Origin of the sequence: Candidatus Erwinia haradaeae (assembly GCF_900699015.1) — a bacterium.
Classification (GTDB): domain Bacteria; phylum Pseudomonadota; class Gammaproteobacteria; order Enterobacterales; family Enterobacteriaceae; genus Erwinia_E; species Erwinia_E haradaeae_E.
Window position 1 is genome coordinate 790208 of sequence record NZ_LR217737.1, and the last position, 25078, is coordinate 815285.

The 25078-nt window shown below is 29.2% G+C and carries 16 protein-coding genes and 1 tRNA gene; 7 read left to right on the plus strand and 10 right to left on the minus strand.

All coding sequences use genetic code 11. The annotated features are described in order from the left end of the window. The first annotated feature begins 965 nt into the window (after positions 1-965). Entirely contained in the window at positions 966-2402 is a 1437-nt protein-coding gene (gene der, locus ERCIPICE3303_RS02315) for a ribosome biogenesis GTPase Der (protein WP_157991112.1), read from the plus strand. Between the two features lie 1116 nt (positions 2403-3518). Further along, positions 3519-4508 carry a tRNA-modifying protein YgfZ gene (gene ygfZ / locus ERCIPICE3303_RS02320; RefSeq protein WP_157991113.1) on the plus strand — a complete coding sequence of 330 codons (990 nt, stop codon included), beginning with the start codon at positions 3519-3521 and terminating at the stop codon, positions 4506-4508. Positions 4509-5159: 651 nt separating this feature from the next. Here ygfZ and cmoB read toward each other — a convergent pair. The 4 genes from cmoB to rnhA form a co-directional block, all read right to left on the minus strand. Beyond that, a complete protein-coding gene (gene cmoB / locus ERCIPICE3303_RS02325) occupies positions 5160-6131 on the minus strand; it encodes a tRNA 5-methoxyuridine(34)/uridine 5-oxyacetic acid(34) synthase CmoB (RefSeq protein WP_157991309.1) in 972 nt (323 codons plus the stop codon). Continuing rightward, positions 6128-6868: a carboxy-S-adenosyl-L-methionine synthase CmoA gene (gene cmoA / locus ERCIPICE3303_RS02330; protein WP_157991114.1), complete on the minus strand. Its 741-nt coding sequence runs from the start codon at positions 6866-6868 to the stop codon at positions 6128-6130. The genes cmoB and cmoA overlap by 4 nt, the downstream gene beginning before the upstream one ends. Before the next feature lie 1117 nt (positions 6869-7985). Beyond that, positions 7986-8759, minus strand: a complete 774-nt coding sequence (gloB, locus tag ERCIPICE3303_RS02335; RefSeq protein WP_157991115.1) for a hydroxyacylglutathione hydrolase — start codon at positions 8757-8759, stop codon at positions 7986-7988. A gap of 701 nt (positions 8760-9460) precedes the next feature. Then, positions 9461-9928: a ribonuclease HI gene (rnhA, locus tag ERCIPICE3303_RS02340; protein ID WP_157991116.1), complete on the minus strand. Its 468-nt coding sequence runs from the start codon at positions 9926-9928 to the stop codon at positions 9461-9463. 67 nt (positions 9929-9995) lie between these two features. Between rnhA and dnaQ the strand changes: the two genes are divergently transcribed. Both dnaQ and ERCIPICE3303_RS02350 read left to right on the plus strand, forming a co-directional pair. After that, positions 9996-10742: a DNA polymerase III subunit epsilon gene (gene dnaQ / locus ERCIPICE3303_RS02345; protein WP_157991117.1), complete on the plus strand. Its 747-nt coding sequence runs from the start codon at positions 9996-9998 to the stop codon at positions 10740-10742. 157 nt (positions 10743-10899) lie between these two features. Further along, positions 10900-10976 (plus strand) — tRNA-Asp (locus ERCIPICE3303_RS02350). A 521-nt stretch (positions 10977-11497) separates the two neighbouring features. Here ERCIPICE3303_RS02350 and rplI read toward each other — a convergent pair. From rplI to rpsF, 3 genes are all read right to left on the minus strand, one after another. Beyond that, positions 11498-11950: a 50S ribosomal protein L9 gene (rplI, locus tag ERCIPICE3303_RS02355; protein WP_157991118.1), complete on the minus strand. Its 453-nt coding sequence runs from the start codon at positions 11948-11950 to the stop codon at positions 11498-11500. Positions 11951-11987: 37 nt separating this feature from the next. Further along, positions 11988-12215, minus strand: coding sequence for a 30S ribosomal protein S18 (gene rpsR / locus ERCIPICE3303_RS02360; protein WP_157991119.1), 228 nt, complete (start codon positions 12213-12215; stop codon positions 11988-11990). 337 nt (positions 12216-12552) lie between these two features. Further along, positions 12553-12945, minus strand: coding sequence for a 30S ribosomal protein S6 (gene rpsF / locus ERCIPICE3303_RS02365; RefSeq protein ID WP_157991120.1), 393 nt, complete (start codon positions 12943-12945; stop codon positions 12553-12555). A 1760-nt stretch (positions 12946-14705) separates the two neighbouring features. Between rpsF and ERCIPICE3303_RS02370 the strand changes: the two genes are divergently transcribed. From ERCIPICE3303_RS02370 to speD, 3 genes are all read left to right on the plus strand, one after another. After that, positions 14706-16673 carry an exoribonuclease II gene (locus ERCIPICE3303_RS02370; protein ID WP_157991121.1) on the plus strand — a complete coding sequence of 656 codons (1968 nt, stop codon included), beginning with the start codon at positions 14706-14708 and terminating at the stop codon, positions 16671-16673. A gap of 1072 nt (positions 16674-17745) precedes the next feature. Continuing rightward, positions 17746-18606, plus strand: coding sequence for a polyamine aminopropyltransferase (speE, locus tag ERCIPICE3303_RS02375; RefSeq protein WP_157991122.1), 861 nt, complete (start codon positions 17746-17748; stop codon positions 18604-18606). Positions 18607-18629: 23 nt separating this feature from the next. Further along, on the plus strand, positions 18630-19436 hold the full coding sequence (gene speD, locus ERCIPICE3303_RS02380) for an adenosylmethionine decarboxylase (RefSeq protein ID WP_157991123.1): 807 nt from the start codon (positions 18630-18632) through the stop codon (positions 19434-19436). Positions 19437-20129: 693 nt separating this feature from the next. Here speD and purD read toward each other — a convergent pair. The 3 genes from purD to ERCIPICE3303_RS02395 form a co-directional block, all read right to left on the minus strand. Next, positions 20130-21425, minus strand: coding sequence for a phosphoribosylamine--glycine ligase (purD, locus tag ERCIPICE3303_RS02385; protein ID WP_157991124.1), 1296 nt, complete (start codon positions 21423-21425; stop codon positions 20130-20132). A gap of 847 nt (positions 21426-22272) precedes the next feature. Beyond that, the gene (gene purH, locus ERCIPICE3303_RS02390; RefSeq protein WP_157991125.1) at positions 22273-23862 is read right to left on the minus strand and encodes a bifunctional phosphoribosylaminoimidazolecarboxamide formyltransferase/IMP cyclohydrolase; all 1590 of its coding nucleotides are present in this window, start codon (positions 23860-23862) and stop codon (positions 22273-22275) included. Between the two features lie 349 nt (positions 23863-24211). Further along, positions 24212-24955: a 1-acylglycerol-3-phosphate O-acyltransferase gene (locus tag ERCIPICE3303_RS02395; RefSeq protein WP_157991126.1), complete on the minus strand. Its 744-nt coding sequence runs from the start codon at positions 24953-24955 to the stop codon at positions 24212-24214. Between the last annotated feature and the right edge of the window lie 123 nt (positions 24956-25078).

A 25078-nucleotide genomic window follows, 5' to 3' on the forward strand; every position in this document is an offset into this window, starting at 1 on the left:
ACCATTGATAAGATCAAATTGAGAGAATAATGGATTGATTAAAAGCTAGATCTATAATATATAACTATAAAAGTAACTAGAATTTCAATTTCTATCTTAAAGATAGGTAGCATCTTTCTAGAATAACTCCTATATATTATACTACACTATAATTGTAATCATAAAATCAAGATTTTAACTTCAATTCTCAAACATATACTGAACTGTTTAAAACATTACAATAATTCTTAAAAGATATCATATTTTGTTCTCAAAATTATGATGATATCTTACTATAAACTAGTTTACCAAGTTATAGTTATTGCACATCATTAAAGTCTCACTATTTTTCTTAAAATATCAAAAAATAAATACTTCTACACATCACTAATTACTCCTATTAACTAACGTTCTAGAACATAATGTTGTTTCAATTATTTAATCAAACAAATCATTCTATAAAGAATAGAATATATTTCTTTTTAAATTTTAAAAATTATTGACTTAAGAATATATATTAATTCATAGCATAATTGATCATAATCAATACAATTTAGATTGGTTAACAAATTATATACATAACTACTACCACTTATAAACTACTTGCGTTCATTAATCATAGTTAATTAAAAATATAGACTAATGTCTGTACTATCATAATAATATGTAGTTATATAGACTAACATTATAATTCTTATCACTCACCAATTGAGTAAATGTCATATTATTATGAAATAATAATAAAGTATAAACTTCACTTACTTCTTAATCAGTCAATCAATCATAGAAATTAGATACTACTTAACTTCTTTAATTTCAAAGAAACACTAATAGTATTAACATTCTCTGAATCAATAAAAATTTTTATTTTATTTTTTATTCAAGATAAAATCCTAAAGTAATTAAATTATATAGTATATTTAAAAAATAAATTTTATAATATTAAAAAGTTCTCATACATAAATATGTAGCACTGAGGTTCTAATATGATTCCTATAGTTACATTAATCGGACGCCCTAATGTTGGAAAATCTACTTTTTTTAACCGTTTGACTCATACACGAGATGCATTAGTATCTGATTTTCCCGGATTAACTCGCGATCGACAATATGGACGAGCTCAAATTGAAGGATACGAATTTATTTGTATTGATACTGGAGGTATAGATAATAAGAACAAAGACGACTTAGAAATCCTTATAAAAGAGCAGAGACTTCTAGCTATTAACGAGTCTGATATAATCTTTTTTCTAGTTGACGCACGTGCTGGACTAATGCCTGATGATATCAATATCGCTCAAGAGTTAATACGTAACAACAAACCTACTTTTGTTATTGCTAATAAGATTATGGGTCTTAACGCAGATGCTGTATTGGCAGAATTTTGGTCACTTAGATTAGGAAAAATTTATCCCATTGACGCAACTCATAATATCGGTATCACCAACCTGATCAAGATAACTCTACTACCATTAACGAACTCTTTAACCTTAACAAAAAAAAACCAATCCATCCAACAAGAACAAGAACCGAATAATCCTAAATATATAACTCAAATACCTTGGGTATATGGTACAAAAAACGAGATAACAAACAATAAAGATAATTTACATTTATCTTCTTCTACTATTACAGTAGCCATGATCGGTCGTCCTAATGTTGGAAAATCCACCCTTACGAACTGTCTTCTTAAAGAAGAGAGAGTAATAGTCTTTGATCTACCTGGAACTACACGTGATAGTATTTATATACCAATGAAACGTAACTCCCGCTCATATATCTTAATTGATACCGCTGGAGTACGTAGACGCAGAAACATAAAGGGAATGATAGAAAAATATTCAATAATTAAAACACTGAAAGCGATTGAAGAGACTAATGTAGCCATATTAGTTCTTGATGCAAACCAAGGTATATCTGATCAAGATTTATCACTTCTAAGCTTAATTCTCTATAATGGACGTTCATTAATTTTGGTTGTTAACAAATGGGATTGCATATCACAGAAAAACCGTAAGGAAGTCAAGGACTCCATTCAATCTCGCCTAAAATTTCTTAACTTCGCCAGAATTCACTTCATATCTTCTATCAATCAAAACGGTATAAATAATTTGTTCCTTTCTATTAATGAAGCTTATGACTGTTCTATGCGCCGTATACAGGCATCTATGTTAACGAAAATTATAAATATGGCTACGGATAAACATCCACCACCACGAATACGTAATCGACAAATTAAACTAAAATATGCTCATGCCGGAGGATACAACCCACCAATTATAGTAATCCACGGAAATATGATAAAAAACTTACCAGATTCTTATAAAAGATATCTGACAAACTATTGTCGTCAAGCGTTAAATATTATCGGTACCCCAGTACGAATTCAATTCAAAGAAGGAAAGAACCCTTATGTATCATAAGATAACTTGTTACCATTAAAGAATAAAATAGAAAATTTAACAGTTAATGAACTATAATAAAATATTAATATTTCTACTAACAATTAATAACTCACTAAAAAATACGTCAGTCATAGAAATATATTTCTATGATAAAAAAAATCTATAAACAAACTTATTACCTGGCATATCTAATATGAATTAAGTAATATTTAAATGTAATAAACTACGAGATCAAATCAAATACAAAGATCACATATATATTTTTATCTAATTTGTAAAAAACAAAAATATAAATTAAACTATGATTTAATCACCTCCCAAGACTATTTTGATTTGAATCTAAAAGACAGACTATAATACAATAGCTAGTTAAACCTAGAGAATTCAATAAATTCACAATTTTACTTCTACATTAAGGTAGAATACCTCTTCAAATTATACAAATATCTTATAACTAATAAAAAATATATTTAGAAAATATTTCTAATAACTTTAAACATTGTTAATACACTATATTATATAAACTTAACATTATTAAATATATTAACTACAATAAAATTTAAGGAAAATATTTTTAATATCATGGTCTTACTGTAAGTAATAATAGAAAAACTGACTAAATGATAAAAATTATCACCCAGTCAATGTAACAAGTGAACATTTACAACCATCTATAATATAAAATATTTTATATAAATAAACAATCTATCAAAATAGCTTACGTAAATTTTCTATTACCTCTATTGTCAATATAAGTAACTTAAAAGAATATAATCTTATGAATAATAATTATTTGTCTATAATACTACTCACAAAAAATAAATCTTATTTTATACAGAAAAAGAGAGACTGTGAATCTCATTTATTTGATTACTATCAAAAAAATAATTACAACATATAGTAAAATATAAATATGATCGAATTATGAACTAAATATTACGATTGAAAATCTCTTTTAATAAAAATATTATACTATCATTTATAAATTATATTCTTTTTATTAAAAGAGGCAATATGCTTACTATTATAAATATATAATATATATCTATAATTTTGGAAAATTAATGACAAAGAAATATTACTATTTCTAGTCAACATTTGACTACAATATATTGGTTAATACAGGATTTAATTATGCCAAAGATAAATCTCCATACTAGGAGATTGTTAGCATCTAGAGATCTTCGTCTTGCACTTATATCATTAGATGAGTGGAATATAGTCGATATTAATGGTCCTGATCATCTTAGCTATTTACAAAGTCAAGTGACAATCGATGTAACAACTCTACTTGACAACCAACATGTTATCACTGCTCACTGTAATTCGAAAGGGAAAATTTGTACTACTATCCGCCTATTCCACCGTGGAAATGGGCTAGCCTATATCACACGACGCAACATGACTAAGACACAATTAAATATACTGAAAAATTATTCTGTTTTTTCCAAAACAAACATAATTACTGATAAGAACGCTGTCTTGCTCGGTATAGCTGGTGATCAATCTCGATATATATTAGAGACTATCTTTAAACATATACCTAATTCTATATCACCAGTTGTACAATCAGAAGAAAACATATTACTATGGTTTGGAGAACCAGCTGAACGATTTTTACTAATAACAACAAAAGAAAGAGCAGCTATTATACGTAACACATTAAAAATTAAAGCACAACTATATGATAGCGCCCAATGGCTAGCACTAGAGATAGAAGCAGGCCTACCAATTATCGATAGTTGCACTAGTTTCCAATTTCTCCCACAAGAAGCAAATTTACAAGAATTACATGCTATTAGTTTTAATAAAGGATGTTATATAGGGCAAGAAATAATCGCACGAACTAAATTTCACAATGCTAATAAACGTTCATTATACTGGTTAACCGGAACAGCTGAAAGAATTCCAGAAGCTGGTGATTCATTAGAAACTAAAATTAGAAACCACTGGCGTCACATTGGAACAGTGCTTGCCGCGTGTCAGATCGGTAAATCAACTATATCGATCCAAGCAATTTTAAGAAATAATCTCCCAGAAAATACAGCATTACGCTTGTTAAGCGATGATACAAGCAGATTACTGATTCAGTATCTACCATATAAACTATACTCAAAAATATAATGTTACCACTATCATAAAAGTCAGTAATAATATTCAGTATAGAATATATTAGGTTTTGAATGCTAAACAGATCTATCTCCATAATACTTTTACAATCATCTATACCGATATTCCTGATTCTCATTCACTATCATATTATTAGTATTTTTACTATTCTGAATTACTAATTACAATATTGAATAAGTAGGTTAATACATCTATTTTTTAAATTAAAAAATAGATCAGTGATTATTATATATAATAACTAATCACTTAGTAACTCTGTGCTAGTATTATTAGAAATGAGAACTATTCTACTTAATATTAACTAATCTAAAAATTATTAGTTATGCTGTTCAATAAAACAATTTACAAGATAGATATCACTCTTAATTATTTTTTAAAAATTATAAAAAACTATTATTTTTATACCCATTTCATACTTTCTAAACTGATTACAAATCCTATTATATCAGTTAAAATATGATATATAACTACTTATTACTAAAAATAAAATAAGTAAAAATTAACAAAATATATAACATTATCTTCTATCAGACTAGCATCCATATACTGGTTATTTCTTTAAAAAATCAATTGATAGTTATTAAATATTTCCATCTCAATATAGAATAATAATCTAATCTAAAACTATAATGTAATCCAATATATTTAATATTTTTTAACTGCAGTCAAAATTGCTCGGCATGGAGCCGGATAACCCTCAATTGTTCTAGATGGGTTTTGTGGATCTAGAAATCTAGATAAATAATTATTACCCGACCAATTAGTATGACGTTGTTCATGTACACTGACAACGGAAATATCAACAATACTTACATTCTGAAAACCACAACGCTCTACCCATTGTTTCAGTACTGCACTAGATGGAATAAAATAAACATTACGCATTTGAGCATAGCGATTTTCTGGAATAAGAACTCTCTGACCATCACCCTCTACTACTAAAGTTTCTAAAACCAATTCACCACCATTAATAAGCTGATTTTTAAGTTGAATTAAATGATCTAAAGGTGATCGACGGTGATAAAGAACACCCATAGAAAATACTGTATTAAATACCTTCATAGCAGGTAATTTTTCAATAGAAATTGGTAGAACGTGAGCACGCTGATCCTCACCCAATAACTTACGTATCGCTTCAAACTGACATAAAAATAACGGCATCGGGTCAACACCCACTACCAGATGTGCGCCTGCCCCCACCATTCGCCACATATAATAACCACTACTACAGCCTACATCAAGCACAATACGGCCAGATAAGGATGAAATATATGGAAGTAACCTATTCCATTTCCAGTCTGATCGCCATTCAGCATCAATGTTTATACCGTATAGCGTAAATGGACCTTTACGCCATGGCATTAACTGGCGTAGTAACTTCTCAATACTTAGTCGTTGACGAAAAGAAATCTTACTACTATCAGCTCTAACACCATGAACTAAATCTAAAAACTCTGGAACAATAAGAGGAATTGCTTTTACAATACTCTCCCAATTTTTAAGATTCTTATCTTTAGCCTGTTTTTTCCAATTAGATAAAATTATTGGTAAAGTCTCTAACCAATCAGAAAGATTATTCGTAGCTAGAAAATAATAAAATCCACCAAAATCCATCAGTTGATATTACTCTTTAATGCTAATAAAGAACCAAAATTAATAGATTGAAACCATAAATTATGATGTTCAAAACCAGCTATATCTAATCTTTTTTTATGAGTTTCAAGATTTTCAGTTATCATAACCTTATTTAACATCCTGTTTTTCTGTTGGATCTCTAATGCACTATAACCATTATCTCTCTTAAAATCATAATGAGTCTTTAATAGCAAGGCCTCAATCTCTTTATCACTAAAACTAAGCTTTTCAGATAAAACTAACACACCTTTTAGGTTCATTCCTCGCCATATAGAATCTAACAACCTCTGACGATCTTCTATCGGAATAAATTGTAAAGTGAAGTTTAGTAAGACTAACGAAGCATTATGAATCGATACCTTGCAAATATCCATCATAATAATTTCAACTGGAGTGTTACAATTAACAATATTTATATGATGACGGCAACGATCAACCATATATGGCGAATTATCCACCGCAATAATTTTACAACCTATTGCCTGAATATTTTTCTTAACAGATAATGTAGCAGCACCAAGAGAACAACCAAGATCATAAATTAAAGAGTTATTTTGCACACAATGCCTAGATAATATCCCAATCATAGATATTAAATCAGAATAACCAGGAATCGAACGCTCTATCATATCAGGAAATACTTCCACAATCTCTTTATCAAATTTCCAGTCTCCAAGTTTCTCTAGCGGCAATGCAAATAAAGTATCACGCTTATACATCATTAATGCTTCCAATATGTAATAAAAATACCTTTAGAAGGTATCTCAATAAAGATAGAATCTTTTCCTAACGGAAAAGATAAAAAATAAACAATCAGTCTGTATTGTACGATAATTTATTTTAATGCACTTATCTTATAGTGTTAGATCTTATATAAAAAAACAGGTTAACTCCATTAATCTAAATAAAATTAAAAATTTTCACAAATGAATTTTATCATCCAAAAACTAAAATCAGATCCGATTGATAAATAATTATCAATCACGTCTTCTAAAAGATATTAAGAATAAAAATTAAAAAATTGAATCTATAAAAACATAAACCTATTGAATACTGATTATATAATGTGAATAATAACAACATAATAATAACACTATTTAAACAATAGGCATTCTCGATCTTACTCAATACCAATAATCCTATGAATTCTAGTTAATTCAATTATAACATGACCCAATATTTTCATGATACTTATCAAAAAGATTCTATATCCAAAAAACAACTATTTTATTCAATCTACACCAAATAAAAATATAGTTATTACAGAAAAATGTTAATTATAGTCATTCAGCTGCAATTAATAATGAAATCACCATTTATCATATAACATGAATTACTAAACTATAGAATACAGGGCTAGTATAAATTAATCAAAATATTATATATATAATTATAAAATACATCAAAACCAATATTCATGCTCTACAGTCTAAAACATATAACTAATAGAAAAATTTTCTGTATAATATATAATTTAACTATCATTCATTAATCTAAAATCTCTAACTCTCTTTATAAAACTAACCATAGTCCAATAATTTTACTATTATTGATACGAAAAACATTAAAAATTAAGTATATACTAATGGATACACTTGACCTATAATATAATGTATTGAAATTCACGTAGATTTTACTATCTTTATCTTGCTCAATATGATGAGATAATCATATACTTAATGCAATATCAAAATTATGTTCCAAAAAGTTGATAGATTAAATATACAAGCTTTATATTATAGGTAAAACCATCCTTTTCTATATGTTATAGAACATCTATGATTATGCATGGTATGTGTCTTTCATTTTTACGATGTAAGTATATTGATTTATCACTTAAAATCCATTAATAGCTATAAAATCATCTTTTTTCTTACGCAATTCTGCAAACACCTGCCATTCAGGAGACTTAACTAAATCTATATTAAGCAATCTTTTTAGATTATAATCATTAGTTCTTAGAAAGATATTAATCTTACGCTCCTTATCTAAACTAGTAGGTAATGTAGTGATCTGTTTTGCTCGCAAAAATTTAATCTTAAAATAATAATTTTTTATCGCAGAATCTGTTGGATACAAAGCATGGGAAAAAATTAAATTAGATAAAGTATATTCATGCGCACTACATATTAAAGTGCTACCAAGAAATTGGTTAAGCTTATTTAATGACTCAAACATTTGTTTGGCTGTACCATCAAACAGTCTACCACATCCAGCAGAAAAAAGCGTATCTCCACAAAATAAATAAGGATAACTATAATATGAAACATGTCCTAAGGTATGACCTGGTGTAGCGATAACTATAAATTTTAGGCCTAATAGATAGATCTGGTCTCCTTCTTTTATTATAGTATGTACTCCCTTATTTTTTGCCTCTAGTGGTCCGAAAACAATAATATTAGGGTAGCACATTAATATTTCAAGCACTCCATCTGTATGGTCATTATGATGATGAGTTAGTAAAATGGCTATTGGTAACAAATTATGTTGATTTATAGTCTGTAATACAGGAGATGATTCACCAGGATCAACGATAAAACATTGACCACTATTATTACTTAATATCCAAACATAGTTATCTTGTAAAACTGGTATGCTAATCAACTTCATAACTTCCCTATTCCATAGCGGCTTTAAGATAGATAACATAAAACCTAAAATATTATCTTAACTATGTTACACTGAAAATCTAGATCTTAATCATAGACATCTTGCAAAAAATATTTAACATACTACAATCAGTTTTATGATAAGAGTTTTTTCTCTGAAAAAAATAGTATTTTATAAAGTATTTTTTTAAAAAATACCTAGTCAATAGATTGCTTAGTTAAAGTAGACCCTGATTCTTTCATACATATACTCTCATACACACAATGTAGTAATATTAATTAATCAGAAATAAGTTATGATATTGTAGTTACAAACTTGTAATCCACTATAGTCTCCAATTAGAGAATATAGCTGTTTCTAATCCTAGACAATATACAAATTGTAGTAACATCTCTTCATTTAACAACTATACATTACAAAATTATAATAAAAAATTATAGAAATAAACATGGATCTTATAATAAAAACAACCAACAACATAAAACTTATTTTAATATAAAATATATAATCCTCATCATTATGATTGGATTCTCTCAACAATGAGTAATCATCTAAATCAAGATTATACTATAATCATAAATAAAATTAATCACACGGAATCAATCTTACTAATTCATAGATCTTAATTATAAAATTATAGTCGTCATAAAAGATAGAAAATACTAATTACTCATCTCTATAAGTTCTATCTACCATAAAATCTATGTGACAAAGTTATAACCAAGATCATCTAAAGTTGGATTCAAAGCTGCAAAACGGGCTAGTTCATCGCAAGATTCATTGTCTGCATGACCGTTATGTCCTTTTATCCATTTCCAAGTCATATGATGATAACTAATCACTCTATCTAACCGTCTCCAAAGATCAATATTTTTAACTACTTGATGATTCACCGTTCTCCATGAACGTTGTTTCCAAACATACATCCAACTAGTAATCCCTTTTTGAACATATTGGCTATCAGTGCTTAATTCAACTATAGACCTTTCTCTTAGTGATTCTAATGCTATTATTGTAGCCATCATTTCCATGCGATTATTAGTTGTCAGATAAAAACCCCCACTAAATGTTTTTTTATACCCCCCACTATATACAATTACACCATACCCTCCAGGACCTGGATTCCCCAAACATGATCCATCAGTAAAAACTTCTACTTTTTTAAACATATCTGTTACACTCCTTAACTAATAAAAAATCATAAATAAAATACTCAATCTAACATGTATAACTTCTATGAATAAAATAAATACAATAAGACAAATTGTATTAGATACTGAAACTACTGGTATGAATATAATTGGCCTTCCATATGAAGGGCATCGTATTGTTGAAATTGGAGCTGTTGAAATAATAAATAGACGCTTAACAAATAACAATTTCCATACATATCTTAAACCCGATCGACTCATAGATCCAGAAGCATTCAAAATACACGGTATTTCTAATGAATTCTTAAAAGATAAACCAATATTTTCACAGATTTCTGAAGATTTTTTATCCTATATACATGATGCTGTCTTAGTAATGCATAATGCCGCATTCGATCTTGGATTTATAAATTATGAGTTCTTGAAACTACACCGTGAATTTTCTAAAATAGAAACAATTTGTAAAATAATCGACACCTTATCTATCGCACGTAAGTTATTTCCTGGAAAACGCAATACCCTGGATGCACTCTGTGCACGCTATAATATAGATAATAGCAAACGTATCATACATGGCGCACTTTTTGATGCCCAATTACTGGCAAAAGTATTTTTAAATATGACTGGGGGTCAAACCTCTTTTTCCTTATCTACAAAAAGAGGTCCAGAAAATATAAACAATAGTAAAAAAATATGTTTAATTAAACGACAAAATTCTTCATTACCTATTATACGAGCTAACAAAGCTGAGCTTATAGCACATAAAGCATATCTTGAAATACTAAGCAAAAGAGAAATATGTTTATGGAATAAAAAAAAAGAAAATAAATAAAACATTAATAACCTGTTGTCTGACTAAAATTAGTTCCATTACTTAGTAATAATATGAGTATGGTAATGTACTTTTAATAAAATATTGACAACATCTAAAATATAACATATTATATGAATAATATTTATTGTAGATTTTATATATAATAAATATTATAGGAGCGGTAGTTCAGTTGGTTAGAATACCTGCCTGTCACGCAGGGGGTCGCGGGTTCGAGTCCCGTCCGTTCCGCCAAGAAAGAAGAATATTATTCTAAGTCTAGAATAATCATAAAAATTTTAATAAAAAATACTAATATTATATATTGCAATAGTCCAGATAATTACTGTAAAAATAGTAAAAATATAGTATCTATATACTAATATATGTTTAAGCTCACAATGAGTTAAAAACTATTTATATAGATAAAATGTATCAAATATAGTAAATAGACTAGAAAATACTTATACTATTTCTAGCCTATTTACTATATTTGATTTGCAAAATATCTTTTAAAAATAAAATTCAATTTTACGATCTAAATCGATGTATCTATATGCTTCTTTCTATACTTACAAATAAGATTTTCTTATTATTATATAATCTCTATAATAGCTTAGAATGATTCATATTTGACTAAACATATTATATACTTTGTATATAAAATCATAATCATATCTCTCTTTATACTTCAAGATAAACCAAATACCATTTGAAATTAAGATCATTATGTTGATTGTAACTCTAGAAGCACATATCAATATACACTGTATAAATTAAGATCTAGGTACGATATTAATAATTAAATGAGCAAAAACTTCACTATGAAGTTGAAAATCTACTTTATGTTCTCCAATCGTACGTAATACTCCATTTGGCAAACGAACTTCATTTTTTAAAACTGTAATACCAGTTTCCGTAAGAGCTGCAGCTATATCACGAATTCCAATGGAACCAAACAACTTACCTTCACTTCCTGATTTAGCTGATAAAGTAACAATACCTATCTCATTAATTTTCACAGCTCGCTGTTGAGCTACGGCAAGCGATTCAAGCACTCTAGATTCTAACTCTGAACGACGAATTTTAAAAAATTCAATATTTTTATTAGTAGCTAGCACAGCTTTCCCCTTTGGGACTAAAAAATTACGGGCATAACCTGCTTTTACATTAACCTGATCACCTAATGTACCAAGATTTTCTACGCGATCCAGTAGAATCACTTGCATATCAATAATCCTCTTTAGTGTACTAATCAATACTAAATTACTGATGACAATCAGTATACGGCAATAAGGATAAATAACGAGCTCGCTTGATTGCCCTTGCAAGTTGCCGCTGATATTTTGAACGAGTACCAGTAATTCGACTAGGCACAATCTTCCCACTTTCAGTAATATAATTTTTTAATATAGCAATATCTTTGTAATCGATTTCCTGAACACCTTCAGCAGTAAATCGACAAAACTTACGACGACGGAAATAACGAACCATATAACTACTCTCCAAACTCTAATATATTTGAATACTTTAACATTAAAATATAATTTTTTTCTTAATCTATCTCGAAGTTGATTTCAGAATAGAAAATTTCTGAATATTCAAGGACATGTCAATGACAATAGACTAGGATGTCATCTGATGTCTATTAGTACTTATTATAATAAGTATCCATTACCAAATTTTTCTATATATAGCTATCTTTTATATTTTCAACTATCTTTAATACCTAGTTGATAGTTGAACTTTTCAAATGGACGAGCAGTTCTGCTTACTCTTAATCTATAACTCTAGAAAATATTCACTATGCATCTCTTATAAATCGAATTTTTCATTCAGAATGAATAACATCAAGATTACTAACTAAATCATTAGAAAAATCCTCCTGACGATCTCGTCGATCCTCCTTTACTCGAGCCATAGGAGACAGTGAAGTAACTGCATGTTTAACACGTATAATCATATTACGAATAATAGCATCATTAAATCGAAAACTATTTATCAATTCATCTATAACTCCTTCTGGAGCTTCTATGTTCATAAGAACATAGTGAGCCTTGTGAAGCTTATCAATTGGATAAGCTAATTGACGACGACCCCAATCTTCAAGACGGTGTATCCTACCTTTTGATGTTGTAATGACAGAACTATAACGATCAATCATACCCGATACTTGTTCACTCTGATCAGGATGAACCATAAATACGATTTCATAATGACGCATTAAATTAGCTCCTTACGGATAAGTCAGCCTCATATCAAGATTAACCTTGTTCTGTAGAGGCAAGGAACATATATCTATATTTATAGATATAGCTATTTATTTTATTATAAAAAACATGAATATCAGAAAAAATAAAGAAAAATTTTTCTGAAAAGATATAAATACATACTATTAAAATATTTTTACTTCTACCAAATTCTTTCTGAAGAACATGATTTATCTTAAAATTAGATAATATTTTATACTTTAAAATGATAGAGTATCATAATATCTTATAAACCAACAGAGACCATAGTAAAACAATAAAAATACTGTATGAAATAATTACATTTAAATCTTAATTTAAAAATTAATCTACTTAATATATATTCATCTTTATGAATATATAGAAAAAATAATAAAATCAGCAATAGCTTTATGTATTCAGTGGACCATACTTAATAAGAAATAAACACGTTATTTTATATAGTGGATAACTATCGTTAATTAATATTAAACCTAAAAAATCTACGAAAAAGCTAATCTAGCATCTATTGTAGTCATATGATCATTAGTATATTATAGTAAGTTTCTAATATGAAAATCAGTTGTTATACTTTCTTCTTGACATCCCTTATTTTTTGTGATTAACAATTAATAATTAACATCTATGTAATAGATATTATTATCCAATTAGATATATAACATAACTAAAATTTTACAATAAATGACATATTTTATATTAAAAATTTATAACACGATTTTTATATATACAATCTTTTTTATTTATATAAACTCCTAACCTCATACATAGAAAATGCTCATTATTAATCTACATGAATCACCGAACCTATTCTACATAAAATATCCCTTCTTTACTAAAGAAAAATTTGATTACATATAATGTATCATAAAATATCCTAATCAATCAAAAATTAATAAATACCAATACAGTATAAAATTAAATCTGATAAATATCAATAATGTATATTACCTTTCTATTAGGTATGATACCATTCATCCTAACTGTTGTAAAATAAACTCAGATAACTCTTTCATTTATAAAAATCCATAAAAAAGTAAATTAAATTATAAAATATATGATACAGATCCAAACTATAAACAATATAAAACTACAGTGTTCCTTTGGAGATTACACACTGTACATCTTCTGTTATACATCTAAAAATAATTTTTCTGTTTATATAAACATGTAATAAATCAATTACTAGGAACATGCTTTCAAGCTATGCGAGAAAAATATTAGTTAATACAATTAACTATAATCTAATTAAAAAACACCTAAGATCACTCAAATATCGTTCCAGTAGTACTAGTTAAAACAATATTGAGTCATTAGAATAATCATATCTATTGAACATCTTCTTTATTAATGCTTAAAAGCTAATTTTTTAGCATTACCTACTCAAAAAACATAGTTACCCATATTAATATGAATAAATAACTTAAAAATCTAAGGACTCTATCATGATAAATATGCTATTATAAATATTAAATCAATTTAATCATACAAAAATCAAGTTTCATATATATTTCTCTTACTTTACAACATCTCCATAAATAGTAATCAATTGATGATCAATGCCTTTGTAAATTCTACATAGATAGTCTTTTTATTTTACTGTATCATCAATTTTAAAACTCTTTTCAATAAAAATTAGATAAAAATTTTTATCTCTCTAAAGAGAGATATTTTATCTTAAGAGAGTATAAAAAATATAATAATCCATGTTCATTAAACTAAACAATCTATTAACATCATGCTCCAAGATAACCCGCTGCTTGTACAGCTTAAAAAACAACTAAACTCGAAACTAACCCGAGTAGAGGGGGTCGTTAAGGGTTCTGAAAAAGGCTTTGGATTTTTAGAAATTAGCGCACAAAAAAGTTACTTTATTCCACGATCTTTTATGAAAAAAGTAATGAACGGTGATCGTATTAGCGCAGTTATTCAAACACATAAGGATCGAGAAATTGCCTGTCCTGAAAAACTCATTGAGCCGTGTCTCCAACGTTTTGTTGGCCGAATACAGAAAAAAAATAATCGCCTATTCATTATACCAGACCATCCTTGGCTAAAAAATGCAATCCCATGTAACCCTAGATATGATCTTAATCATTGCTTCCAGGATGGAGACTGGACGGTAGCTAAGATACAAAGCCATCCACTGAATGGTGATGAAGTTTTCTATGCTGAACTGACAGAGTTTATTACAACAACAGAAGACCATCTAGCACCCTGGTGGGTAACACTCGCTCGCTATGATCTTGAACGTGAAGCACCTGATGTACCTATCCCAACAAAAATGATAAATGAGAAAATAAAACGTAAAGACCTAACCGAGATCCCTTTTATCACCATCGATAATGCTCATACTGAAGATATGGATGACGCATTATATATAGAAGATATTGGCCAAGGTAGACTTAAACTATTTATAGCTATCTCTGATCCAACTTCGTATATAGAAACCGGTAGCAAACTAGATCAAATTGCTTCTACACGATCCTTTACTAACTATCTACCAGGATTTAATATTTCAATGCTACCCAGGAAGTTGTCAGAGGACATCTGCTCTCTACGACCCAGGAAGAATCGACCAGCACTCGTTTGTTGTGTTACTATCGATGAAGACGGTACACCATCTAAATCTATAGAATTTTTTACTGCTTGGATTAAATCAAGAGCACGATTAGTATATAACAGTGTTTCGGATTGGTTGGAAACAAATAGAACGAGCTCTTGGCAACCAGAAAACAAGGAGATAGCTAACCAGATTGACCTACTACATCGATGTTATTTAGCCCGTAGTAGATGGCGAAAGACATATGCTCTCTTATTTAAAGAGCAACCAGATTTCCGTTTTGTAATCAATAAAAAAGGAGAAATATTAGACATAATTACTGAGCATCGACGCATTGCACATAGAATTATAGAAGAGTCAATGATTCTTGCAAATATCTGCGCCGCTCAGGAACTCAGTAATAAATTTGGATTTGGTATCTATAATGTTCATTACGGTTTTGATAAAATCAATGCAGATCAAGTATCAGAAATCTTATCTCACCACGGAATTATCGAAGATCCTCTTACTATTGTTAGCCTTGATGGATTTCGCAACCTCAAGCGTAAATTAGATTCTCAACCAAACACATTCCTTGCAAACCGTATTCGACGATTCCAATCGTTTGCTGAAATTCGTACGACTCCAGGACCTCATTGCGGTTTAGGTTTAGAAGCTTATGCTACCTGGACATCCCCTATTCGCAAATATGGCGATATGGTTAATCATCGATTAATAAAATCTATAATTACAGGTGAAACAGGTTCTCATCCGAAAGAAGAGCTCGCAACTAATATATCCGATCGTCGTCGAAAAAACCGAATGGCAGGAAGAGATATAAGTGAATGGCTATATTCTCTCTTTTTAAAGAGAGAAATTGGTAGTAATCGATTATTTACAGCCGAAATACTTGACGTCTCCCGTAGCGGCATGCGTATCCGACTTCAAGAAAATGGTGCTATAGCATTTATTCCTTCAGTATTAATCTATGCTGTCCGTGAAGACCTGATCTGTAAACATGATTCTGGTAGCATCTTAGTCAAAGGTGAAGTACTCTACCGTGTAACCGATCTACTAAACGTAGTAATCACGGAAGTACGAATGGATACTCGTACTATCATTGCACGACCTGCTTTCTTATCTAATAAATCAACTTTTAGATAAGAGATTATTATTTTCCTTCTTAAAGAAGGATAAAATCACCATAGAAACAATAAAAGTTTAGATATCTAGAAAAAACAAATATAATAAATCACCCTTATCCATTAATCATAATTAACTTAAACTAATTGATCATCTTCAGATAAATATTCTAATAATGAATCAAAGTAACGATCTAATCTGATCTATCAAAAACATATCTATATGTATTACTAAATACAAAATATTTATCTGATAGATAAGGATTTAATCTTTACTCGATACATTAAAATATCTTTAGTTTTCTGCACCAGATAGAACAACTAAGACTCATATGTCATATCTTATAAAATCTATATTTTACATATTATGATCTTATTTCTCTTCGTTCATTTCGTTGATATAAGAAATAGTATTTGTTAACATTAATACTATTAATAAAATTATACATACTAAATTACAAAAGAACGTTATAGATATAATGTTACTCGACTTCAAAAGATCTAATATGATACTACTTCTATGATATATAGATCTTGTCTATACTGCATTTTGTTCTATCAAGCAATAATATTTACTTCATCTACTGCCTGCATAAATACGATAGAAAACTATATTTAAAAAATTTGTCTATCTATAACAACGCTCTTTAATTTATTACATAAATAGATATGTTATATAGTAAAATTATAACAAAACAAGATCTACATTAATTAAAACGACTAATTAAACAACACTTTAATTAATATTTTTAATTAATCAATCCAATAGAAACAGTCTTTATGACAAAACTATTAACGTTTTATGGTTATATCAATAATATCTTAAAATATTTAGATTACTAAAAATTTATTAATTCATAAGTAATCAGTAGCTTTTAACATATTTTTTAATAATAATTCTATTAAAACACTCCCTATTCAAAATAAGGAACAATGAATAAATTAACTAGTATAACTTAAATATAAAGATATTTTTTATTATATGATTCCCGAATCATCTAAAAATTAGATATATAAGTCAAAACTAACGCTATGAATCATAGTTACAAGATAGTATTTACTTTTCCAACGATTATAATCAGGACTTTCTTAGAATGTTAACGAACAGCATATGGCATGAAACACTTCATCCTAATTTTGGACAATATTTTTCTATCAATCAAATCCTATATCGCACACATACCAAGCACCAAGATTTAATGATTTTTGAAAATGAAACTTTAGGCCGAATTCTAGCACTTGACGGCATAGTGCAAACTACTGAATCTGATGAATTTATTTATCATGAAATGATGGCTCATGTCCCTTTACTAGCTCACGGTAATGTACGAAAAGTATTAATTATTGGAGGTGGAGATGGTGCCATGCTTCGCGAAACAAGCTATCATAAAAATATTGAGCAAATTACTATGGTTGAAATCGATTCTAGTGTAATTGAATTATCTAAGCAATACCTACCTTATCACCATGCTGGCTCTTTTCACAATCCACGATGCAAAATTATTATTGATAATGGTGTTAATTTTGTACAAACAACTTACGATCGATTTGATGTAATTATCTCTGATTGTCCTGACCCGATTGGTCCAGGGGAAAGTCTGTATACTTCAGAGTTTTATCAAGGATGCCATAAATGTCTCAATCCAGGTGGTATATTTGTAGCACAAAGCGGTGTCTGCTTCTTTCAACTAAATGAAGCAATAAATAATTATCAAAAATTGCAACACTATTTTAATGATGTAGGTTTCTATCAAGCATCAATACCTACCTATTATGGAGGTATAATGACTTTTGCCTGGGCAAGCGATGATCCTATTCTACGTCAAATAAATACATTAAACTTAATGACTCGTTATAATCAAACAGAACTGAACTGCCGATATTACAATCCAGCTCTACATGCTAGCAGCTTTACCTTACCGCAATATTTTTTAAATGCACTAAAAACTTGCTAAGCATTTTAAGGAAAAAAATAACATTGCAAAAGTTGAAATTACATGGATTCAATAATTTAACTAAAAGTTTAAGTTTTTGCATCTATGACATATGTTATGCCAATACAGAAGCAGAACGCGATGGATATATCGCCTATATTGATGAACAATATAATGCGACCAGGTTAACTGAAATTCTCAGTGAAACTTGTTCAATCATAGGTGCTAATGTGCTAAATATTGCGCATCAAGATTATGAACCACAAGGTGCTAGTGTCACCATTCTAATCAGTGAAGAAGAAATAGATGTGCGTACTGTAGATACATCAGAAAATCCTGGTCCACTATCGCATTCAATGATTGCACATCTAGATAAAAGCCATATCTGCGTACATACTTATCCAGAAAGCCATCCTGAAGGTGGGTTATGTACTTTTCGAGCTGACATTGAAGTATCCACATGTGGTCTAATTTCTCCTTTAAAAGCTCTCAATTATTTAATACACAAACTTGATTCAGATATTGTGACAATTGACTATCGTGTTCGAGGTTTTACACGTGATATAAATGGTGTAAAACATTTTATTGATCACAAGATCAATTCAATACAGAATTTTATGTCAGAAGACATGAAATTAAGGCATGATATGATGGATGTGAATGTATACCAAGAAAATATTTTTCATACCAAAATGCTTCTAAAAAAATTTGATCTTACACATTATCTATTTAATTCTAAACTAGAAGATTTAGGACAACAAGAACATCAACGAATTACTAATCTCTTATGGAAAGAAATGCGCGAAATTTATTACGGTCGGAATATTCCGACTGTAGGACAAAATATATAGATATGAACGTCAATTAATTAAATAAAAAAACTCACAAACTCTTACCATATAAGAGTCACAAAATAAACTATACGCACATTACTATCTATGATAGTATCAATTACATAGTAAAATGTTAATCGTATTTATTAACTTTTTAATAGAAAATAACTCTTATTATTATATTAAAATGCATAATACAGTATCAATAAGCCTGTATGAGTTTTTAATAATCAAAGAAATATTTATGAAATCTTATTAAGTACCGATATTTTTATTCTAATTAGATTTACTAATCTAACCACGCTTATTATTTATAAGATTTATCACAATTTCATTCACATTTCTAACCATCTAGCTGATCAATCATTATACATAGATAGTACGCTATAGTTATAAATGGAAACATTTTTAACATTAATTTTATAAACATACAAAATATTAAATCCATACTTTTATTTATAATTATTGTTTTTATAAAAAATATACCAAAATAAATATAATCTAGATAAAAAAATCTAGAAGACTAACTATAAAGCCTTTATAAATCCTTTCATTGCTATAAAAATTTTATTTCAGTCCAGTCATCTATTTTTTAAATCCATTAAAATACAATCTTAACGATATTGTTTAAAAAAAATATAAATAAAATAATGTGATTACACAATAACCAATTAACATGCTAACCATTAACCTACTTTCATAAAAATCTTATTATCTATTTTTTAATAATATCCTATTTATCTCACGATGACCAATATCATTACGAAAAAATTTTCCATTCCAAGAAATTAATTGTGCAATTTCATAAGCATTTCTTTTTGCTACAATAATATCTGATCCCAACGCAGTAACACATAATACACGGCCACCATGAGTCAAAATTAACTTATCTGAAAGAATCGTTCCAGAATGAAATACTTTACCATCCAATTTATCTAATAACGATAAACCATAAATCTGATCACCCTTTACATATTCTCCAGGATAACCTTTCGCTGCAAGAACTACTCCTAAAGACGGGCGAGGATCCCATTTTACCTCTTTTTTATGCAACAGACCAAGTTCAGCCGCACAAAAAAGATCCACCAAATCTGATCTCAAACGTAATAAAATAACCTGCGCCTCCGGATCGCCTAAACGACAATTAAATTCTATAACCTTCAGTTGATTATTTTTATTAATCATCACACCTACATATAAGAACCCAGTATAGACATTACCCTCATAAGCCATTCCACGTACAGTAGGTAAAATAATTTCATTCATGATTTTCTTATGAATAACACTAGTAACTACTTCTATTGGAGAATATGCCCCCATACCACCAGTATTTAATCCAGTATCACCATCTCCTACCCTCTTATGGTCCTGGCTGGTAGCCATAGGTAAAACATGCTCACCATCCACCATAACAATAAAGCTTAGTTCTTCACCGTCTATAAATTCTTCTACCACAATTCGCCGCTCTACCCGTTGAAACAAATTACCTTCCAGCATCCCTCGGACAGCAGACTCAGTCTCTTCTATTGTTCTGGCAATAATCACCCCCTTTCCTGCCGCTAAACCATCCGCTTTAATTACAATTGGAAAACTTTTTTTACGAGAATAAATAAGAGCTTGTTCAACTTTAGTAAAAGTTTGATATTCAGCTGTTGGAATATTGTGACGCACTAAAAAATCTTTAGCAAATGATTTTGAGCCTTCTAACAAAGCCGCTGATTGAGTTGGACCGAATATTATTAAACCAGCTCCACGAAATCTATCAACTATCCCATTTATTAAAGGGGTTTCTGGACCAACAACCGTCAAATCAATCTTTTTATACAACGCAAAGGCTAACAAGCGGTTTATATCATTTGATGGAATATCTATATTTTTAATCATAGACTCTAAAGCAGTACCAGCATTACCTGGTGCAACAAATATACTAGTAACTAATTTAGAATGCGAAATTTTCCATGCTAACGCATGTTCACGCCCACCATTACCAATTACTAAAATTTTCATTTAAATCTCATTTTACATATATAAAAGATTTATATCAAATACCTTACACCTAGTCTTATCAAAGATGAGAATCTATCCAAGATAAACTGTAATAGAATCAACTAGCGTGAATCAACTAAAAAACTAACTTCCTATCATCCACTATCAGAAAATCTTCTATCTATATCCAATAACTTGTAATAACAAACTGATTAGACAAAAAATACAATATAGAATGTACTAATAATATGTACATCTAAATATATGTATATATTATGTGATAAGTATGATCTATACCGAACTTGATCGAAAACTATATCTACCAACTCACTATTATGTTTTCAACATTAATACTTCAAGCTATTTATATTATTATTGAACTGTATTATATATCTAAATATATAAAATCTATCTTAAAATCATAATGACGATATGATCGTATTATCCTCTACAGTAATGCAGAGATAATAAAGTATATCAACTCTAAAATTAGATATACAAACTATTAATATTTTTAGATATGCATGTTTAGTCTCATTTATTGAATTTCTCTTTCTTACATCAGAAGACCAGATCTCGTAATCTATATGATCTATATATAATATCCTTGATTATATCAATCCTTATAATAAAATATTTAGATATATCGTTTTGTAAATATTTACACAATTTATTTATTAGACATAATGTCATCTAGTAAAACATACTATATTTAAAAAAATTTAAACATATATCTTAGTCTTCTATGCTTTTAATGCACTACACTACTACAAATACCAATCACATCTATTGAAATTAAAATAAGATACAATCAATCAACTACCAATACAATAGTTCACCTATTTAGATAAAATGTTTCGTACCACTATCAATGTCGAAAATGACGAAAATTAGTAAATATCATTACCATATTATATTCATCCACGGCCGAAATCACTTCGTCATCACGAATTGAATTACCTGGCTGAATAACACAGTTCACTCCAACAGAGGCAGCAGAATCAATGGTATCACGAAAAGGAATAAAACCATCGGAGGCCATAATTGAACCTTCTAACTTCAAACCCACCTCAGCTGCTTTAATGGCAGCAATTTTAGCAGAATAAGCACGACTCATTTGTCCCGCTCCTATACCGAGCGTCATATTATTACGCACGTAAACAATTGCATTAGATTTCACGAATTTAGATACTTTCCAACCAAAAAGAGAATCAAAGATATCCTGATCACTTGCTAAGCGTTTACTAACTACACGGAGCTCATGTTTAGATACTATTTTTGTATCTCTAGATTGAACTAAAAGACCTCCTTTTACACGTTTAAAGTCTACATCCATCTGACTTTTCTTCCAATTTCCACAAAGAAGTATACGTAAAGAGTTTTTACTAGATGTTAGCTGCATTGCCTCAGAGCTAATGGAGGGAGCAATAATAACTTCTACAAATTGACGACTAATAATATCCTGTGCAGTCACTGCATCTAATTCACGATTGAAAGCAATTACACCTCCAAATGCAGAAGATGGATCAGTTTTGTAAGCGTTCTGATATGCATCAAGAATTGTGTCTGCTGATGCAACCCCACAAGGGTTGCAATGTTTTACAATCACGCAAGATGGGAGATCAAATTCCTTTACACACTCTAGCGCTGCATCAGCATCGGCAATATTATTGTATGAGAGATGCTTACCCTGTAACTGCTTTGCAGTAGACACAGATGGATGGAGTAATCCATCTTCTATATAAAAGGCAGCTGCTTGATGGCTATTTTCACCATATCGAATATCCTCTTTCTTAATAAAATTTAAATTTAAAATAGAAGGAAAGAGTTTACATGACTTAACACCGCTTTTATCAGAACAGGATTCAATACCACTAAAATAATGAGAAATAATACTATCGTAAGCTGCAGTATACTCAAATGCTTTAATTGCTAGATTCCAACGAGTTTTTAGTGTAAGCGCATTCTCATTTCTATCTAATTCTTCACTAATAGTGGCATAGTCACTAACGTCCACAACAACAGCAACATCTTTATAATTTTTAGCAGCAGCACGAACCATAGTCGAACCGCCGATATCAATCTGATCAATTGCCTCTTCTAATGTACATGTACTACAGGATATAGATTGAGGAAACGGATACAAATTTACTATAACCAGATCAATAGGAATCATTCCATACAGATCCATAATACGAAAATCCTGATTACGTCTCCCTAAAATACCACCATGCACTTTAGGATGTAGAGTTTTTAACCTTCCATCCATTATTTCTGGAAAACCTGTATAATCAGACATTTCAGTAACAACTACCCCAGCTTCAGTTAAGAAACGAGCAGTTCCTCCAGTTGACAACAGCTTAATACCACGTCGAAATAAATCTTGAGCAAATATAAGTATACCTGCTTTATTAGAAACACTAAGAAGTGCACAACGGATAGGCCGATATGGCAGCATAACAATGCTCTTCCTCTGGAATAAAATATTAATAATATATTAATCGGGATGCAGAAACACTATTTCTAATCATCTTTTTTTTAAAAACTAATATTTTTTTTCACTACTATTGATAAATAGTATAATATTAAATATATAGTAAATCATAAAACAATATTAAAATAGACCAAAAATGAAAGAAAGCATCTCTAATTATGCATAAATACTACCTTCTTCACAGTTAAAATACTTATCTATCCTATAAAATTATAATAGATCGTACATGACTGCTAATTCTAAATTTGTACATTAATTTAACAACATAGTATACATGATAATCTCTAAATCAATCTACTTTATCTTTATTAATTTACTTAAAACGACTATGAATACTTTCATGCAAAGCAATTTCAGTATTTAATTCATATAACTTTTTTTTCATTAACTTTCTACAATAGTTAGCAAAGACACGCACTGGTTGATCAGAAAAACAACAGGGATCAATCGGTGGTAACATTTCAACAATAGACAAGCCATTTTTTAAACGATTCAGTTTAATTTTACCATGAGTATTAGATACTACTACTGGAATAATAGGAACACCTGCAGCTTTAGCTAAATAAAATGCCCCCATTTTAAAAGGAAGCAGACCCCGACCACGGCTCCTTGTGCCTTCTGGAAACATCCAAAAAGAAATTCTTTGTTTTTGAAATTTCGTGATTAATTTTGTAATTACCCGATACGCTTTAGTATAATTTTTCCTATTAATCAAAATATTACCACTTAACCAGTAAAGAATACCAAAAAATGGAATCCATAATAAACTAGATTTTCCAACAGTCACAGTGCTAGCCTGCAAAATCTTAGCTGCAGTAATCATATCAAAGTTATTTTGATGATTACATATATAAATTGCATTAGGATAAGACTCAGAACCTAGAGGTTTTCGTAAACAAACCGTTAATCCAAAAAAATAAGAAAGCTGACCAAATAATTTACTAAAAGTAGCCACATGACATGGATTACGTGGACTAAAAAGACAATAGAAGCAACCAAAAATACAGACAAAAATTGAATAAACTAAAATACCTAAAATACGAAAGAAAGCTAGCATGATGCTATATCCAAAAATCAAATATTATCCTAATTATTATATGCTATTTCAAAAAAATAGTAAACAGATTAGATGTTACTTCTTCACTGCAAATAGTAATTTTTTACTGTTATTGACTATCAA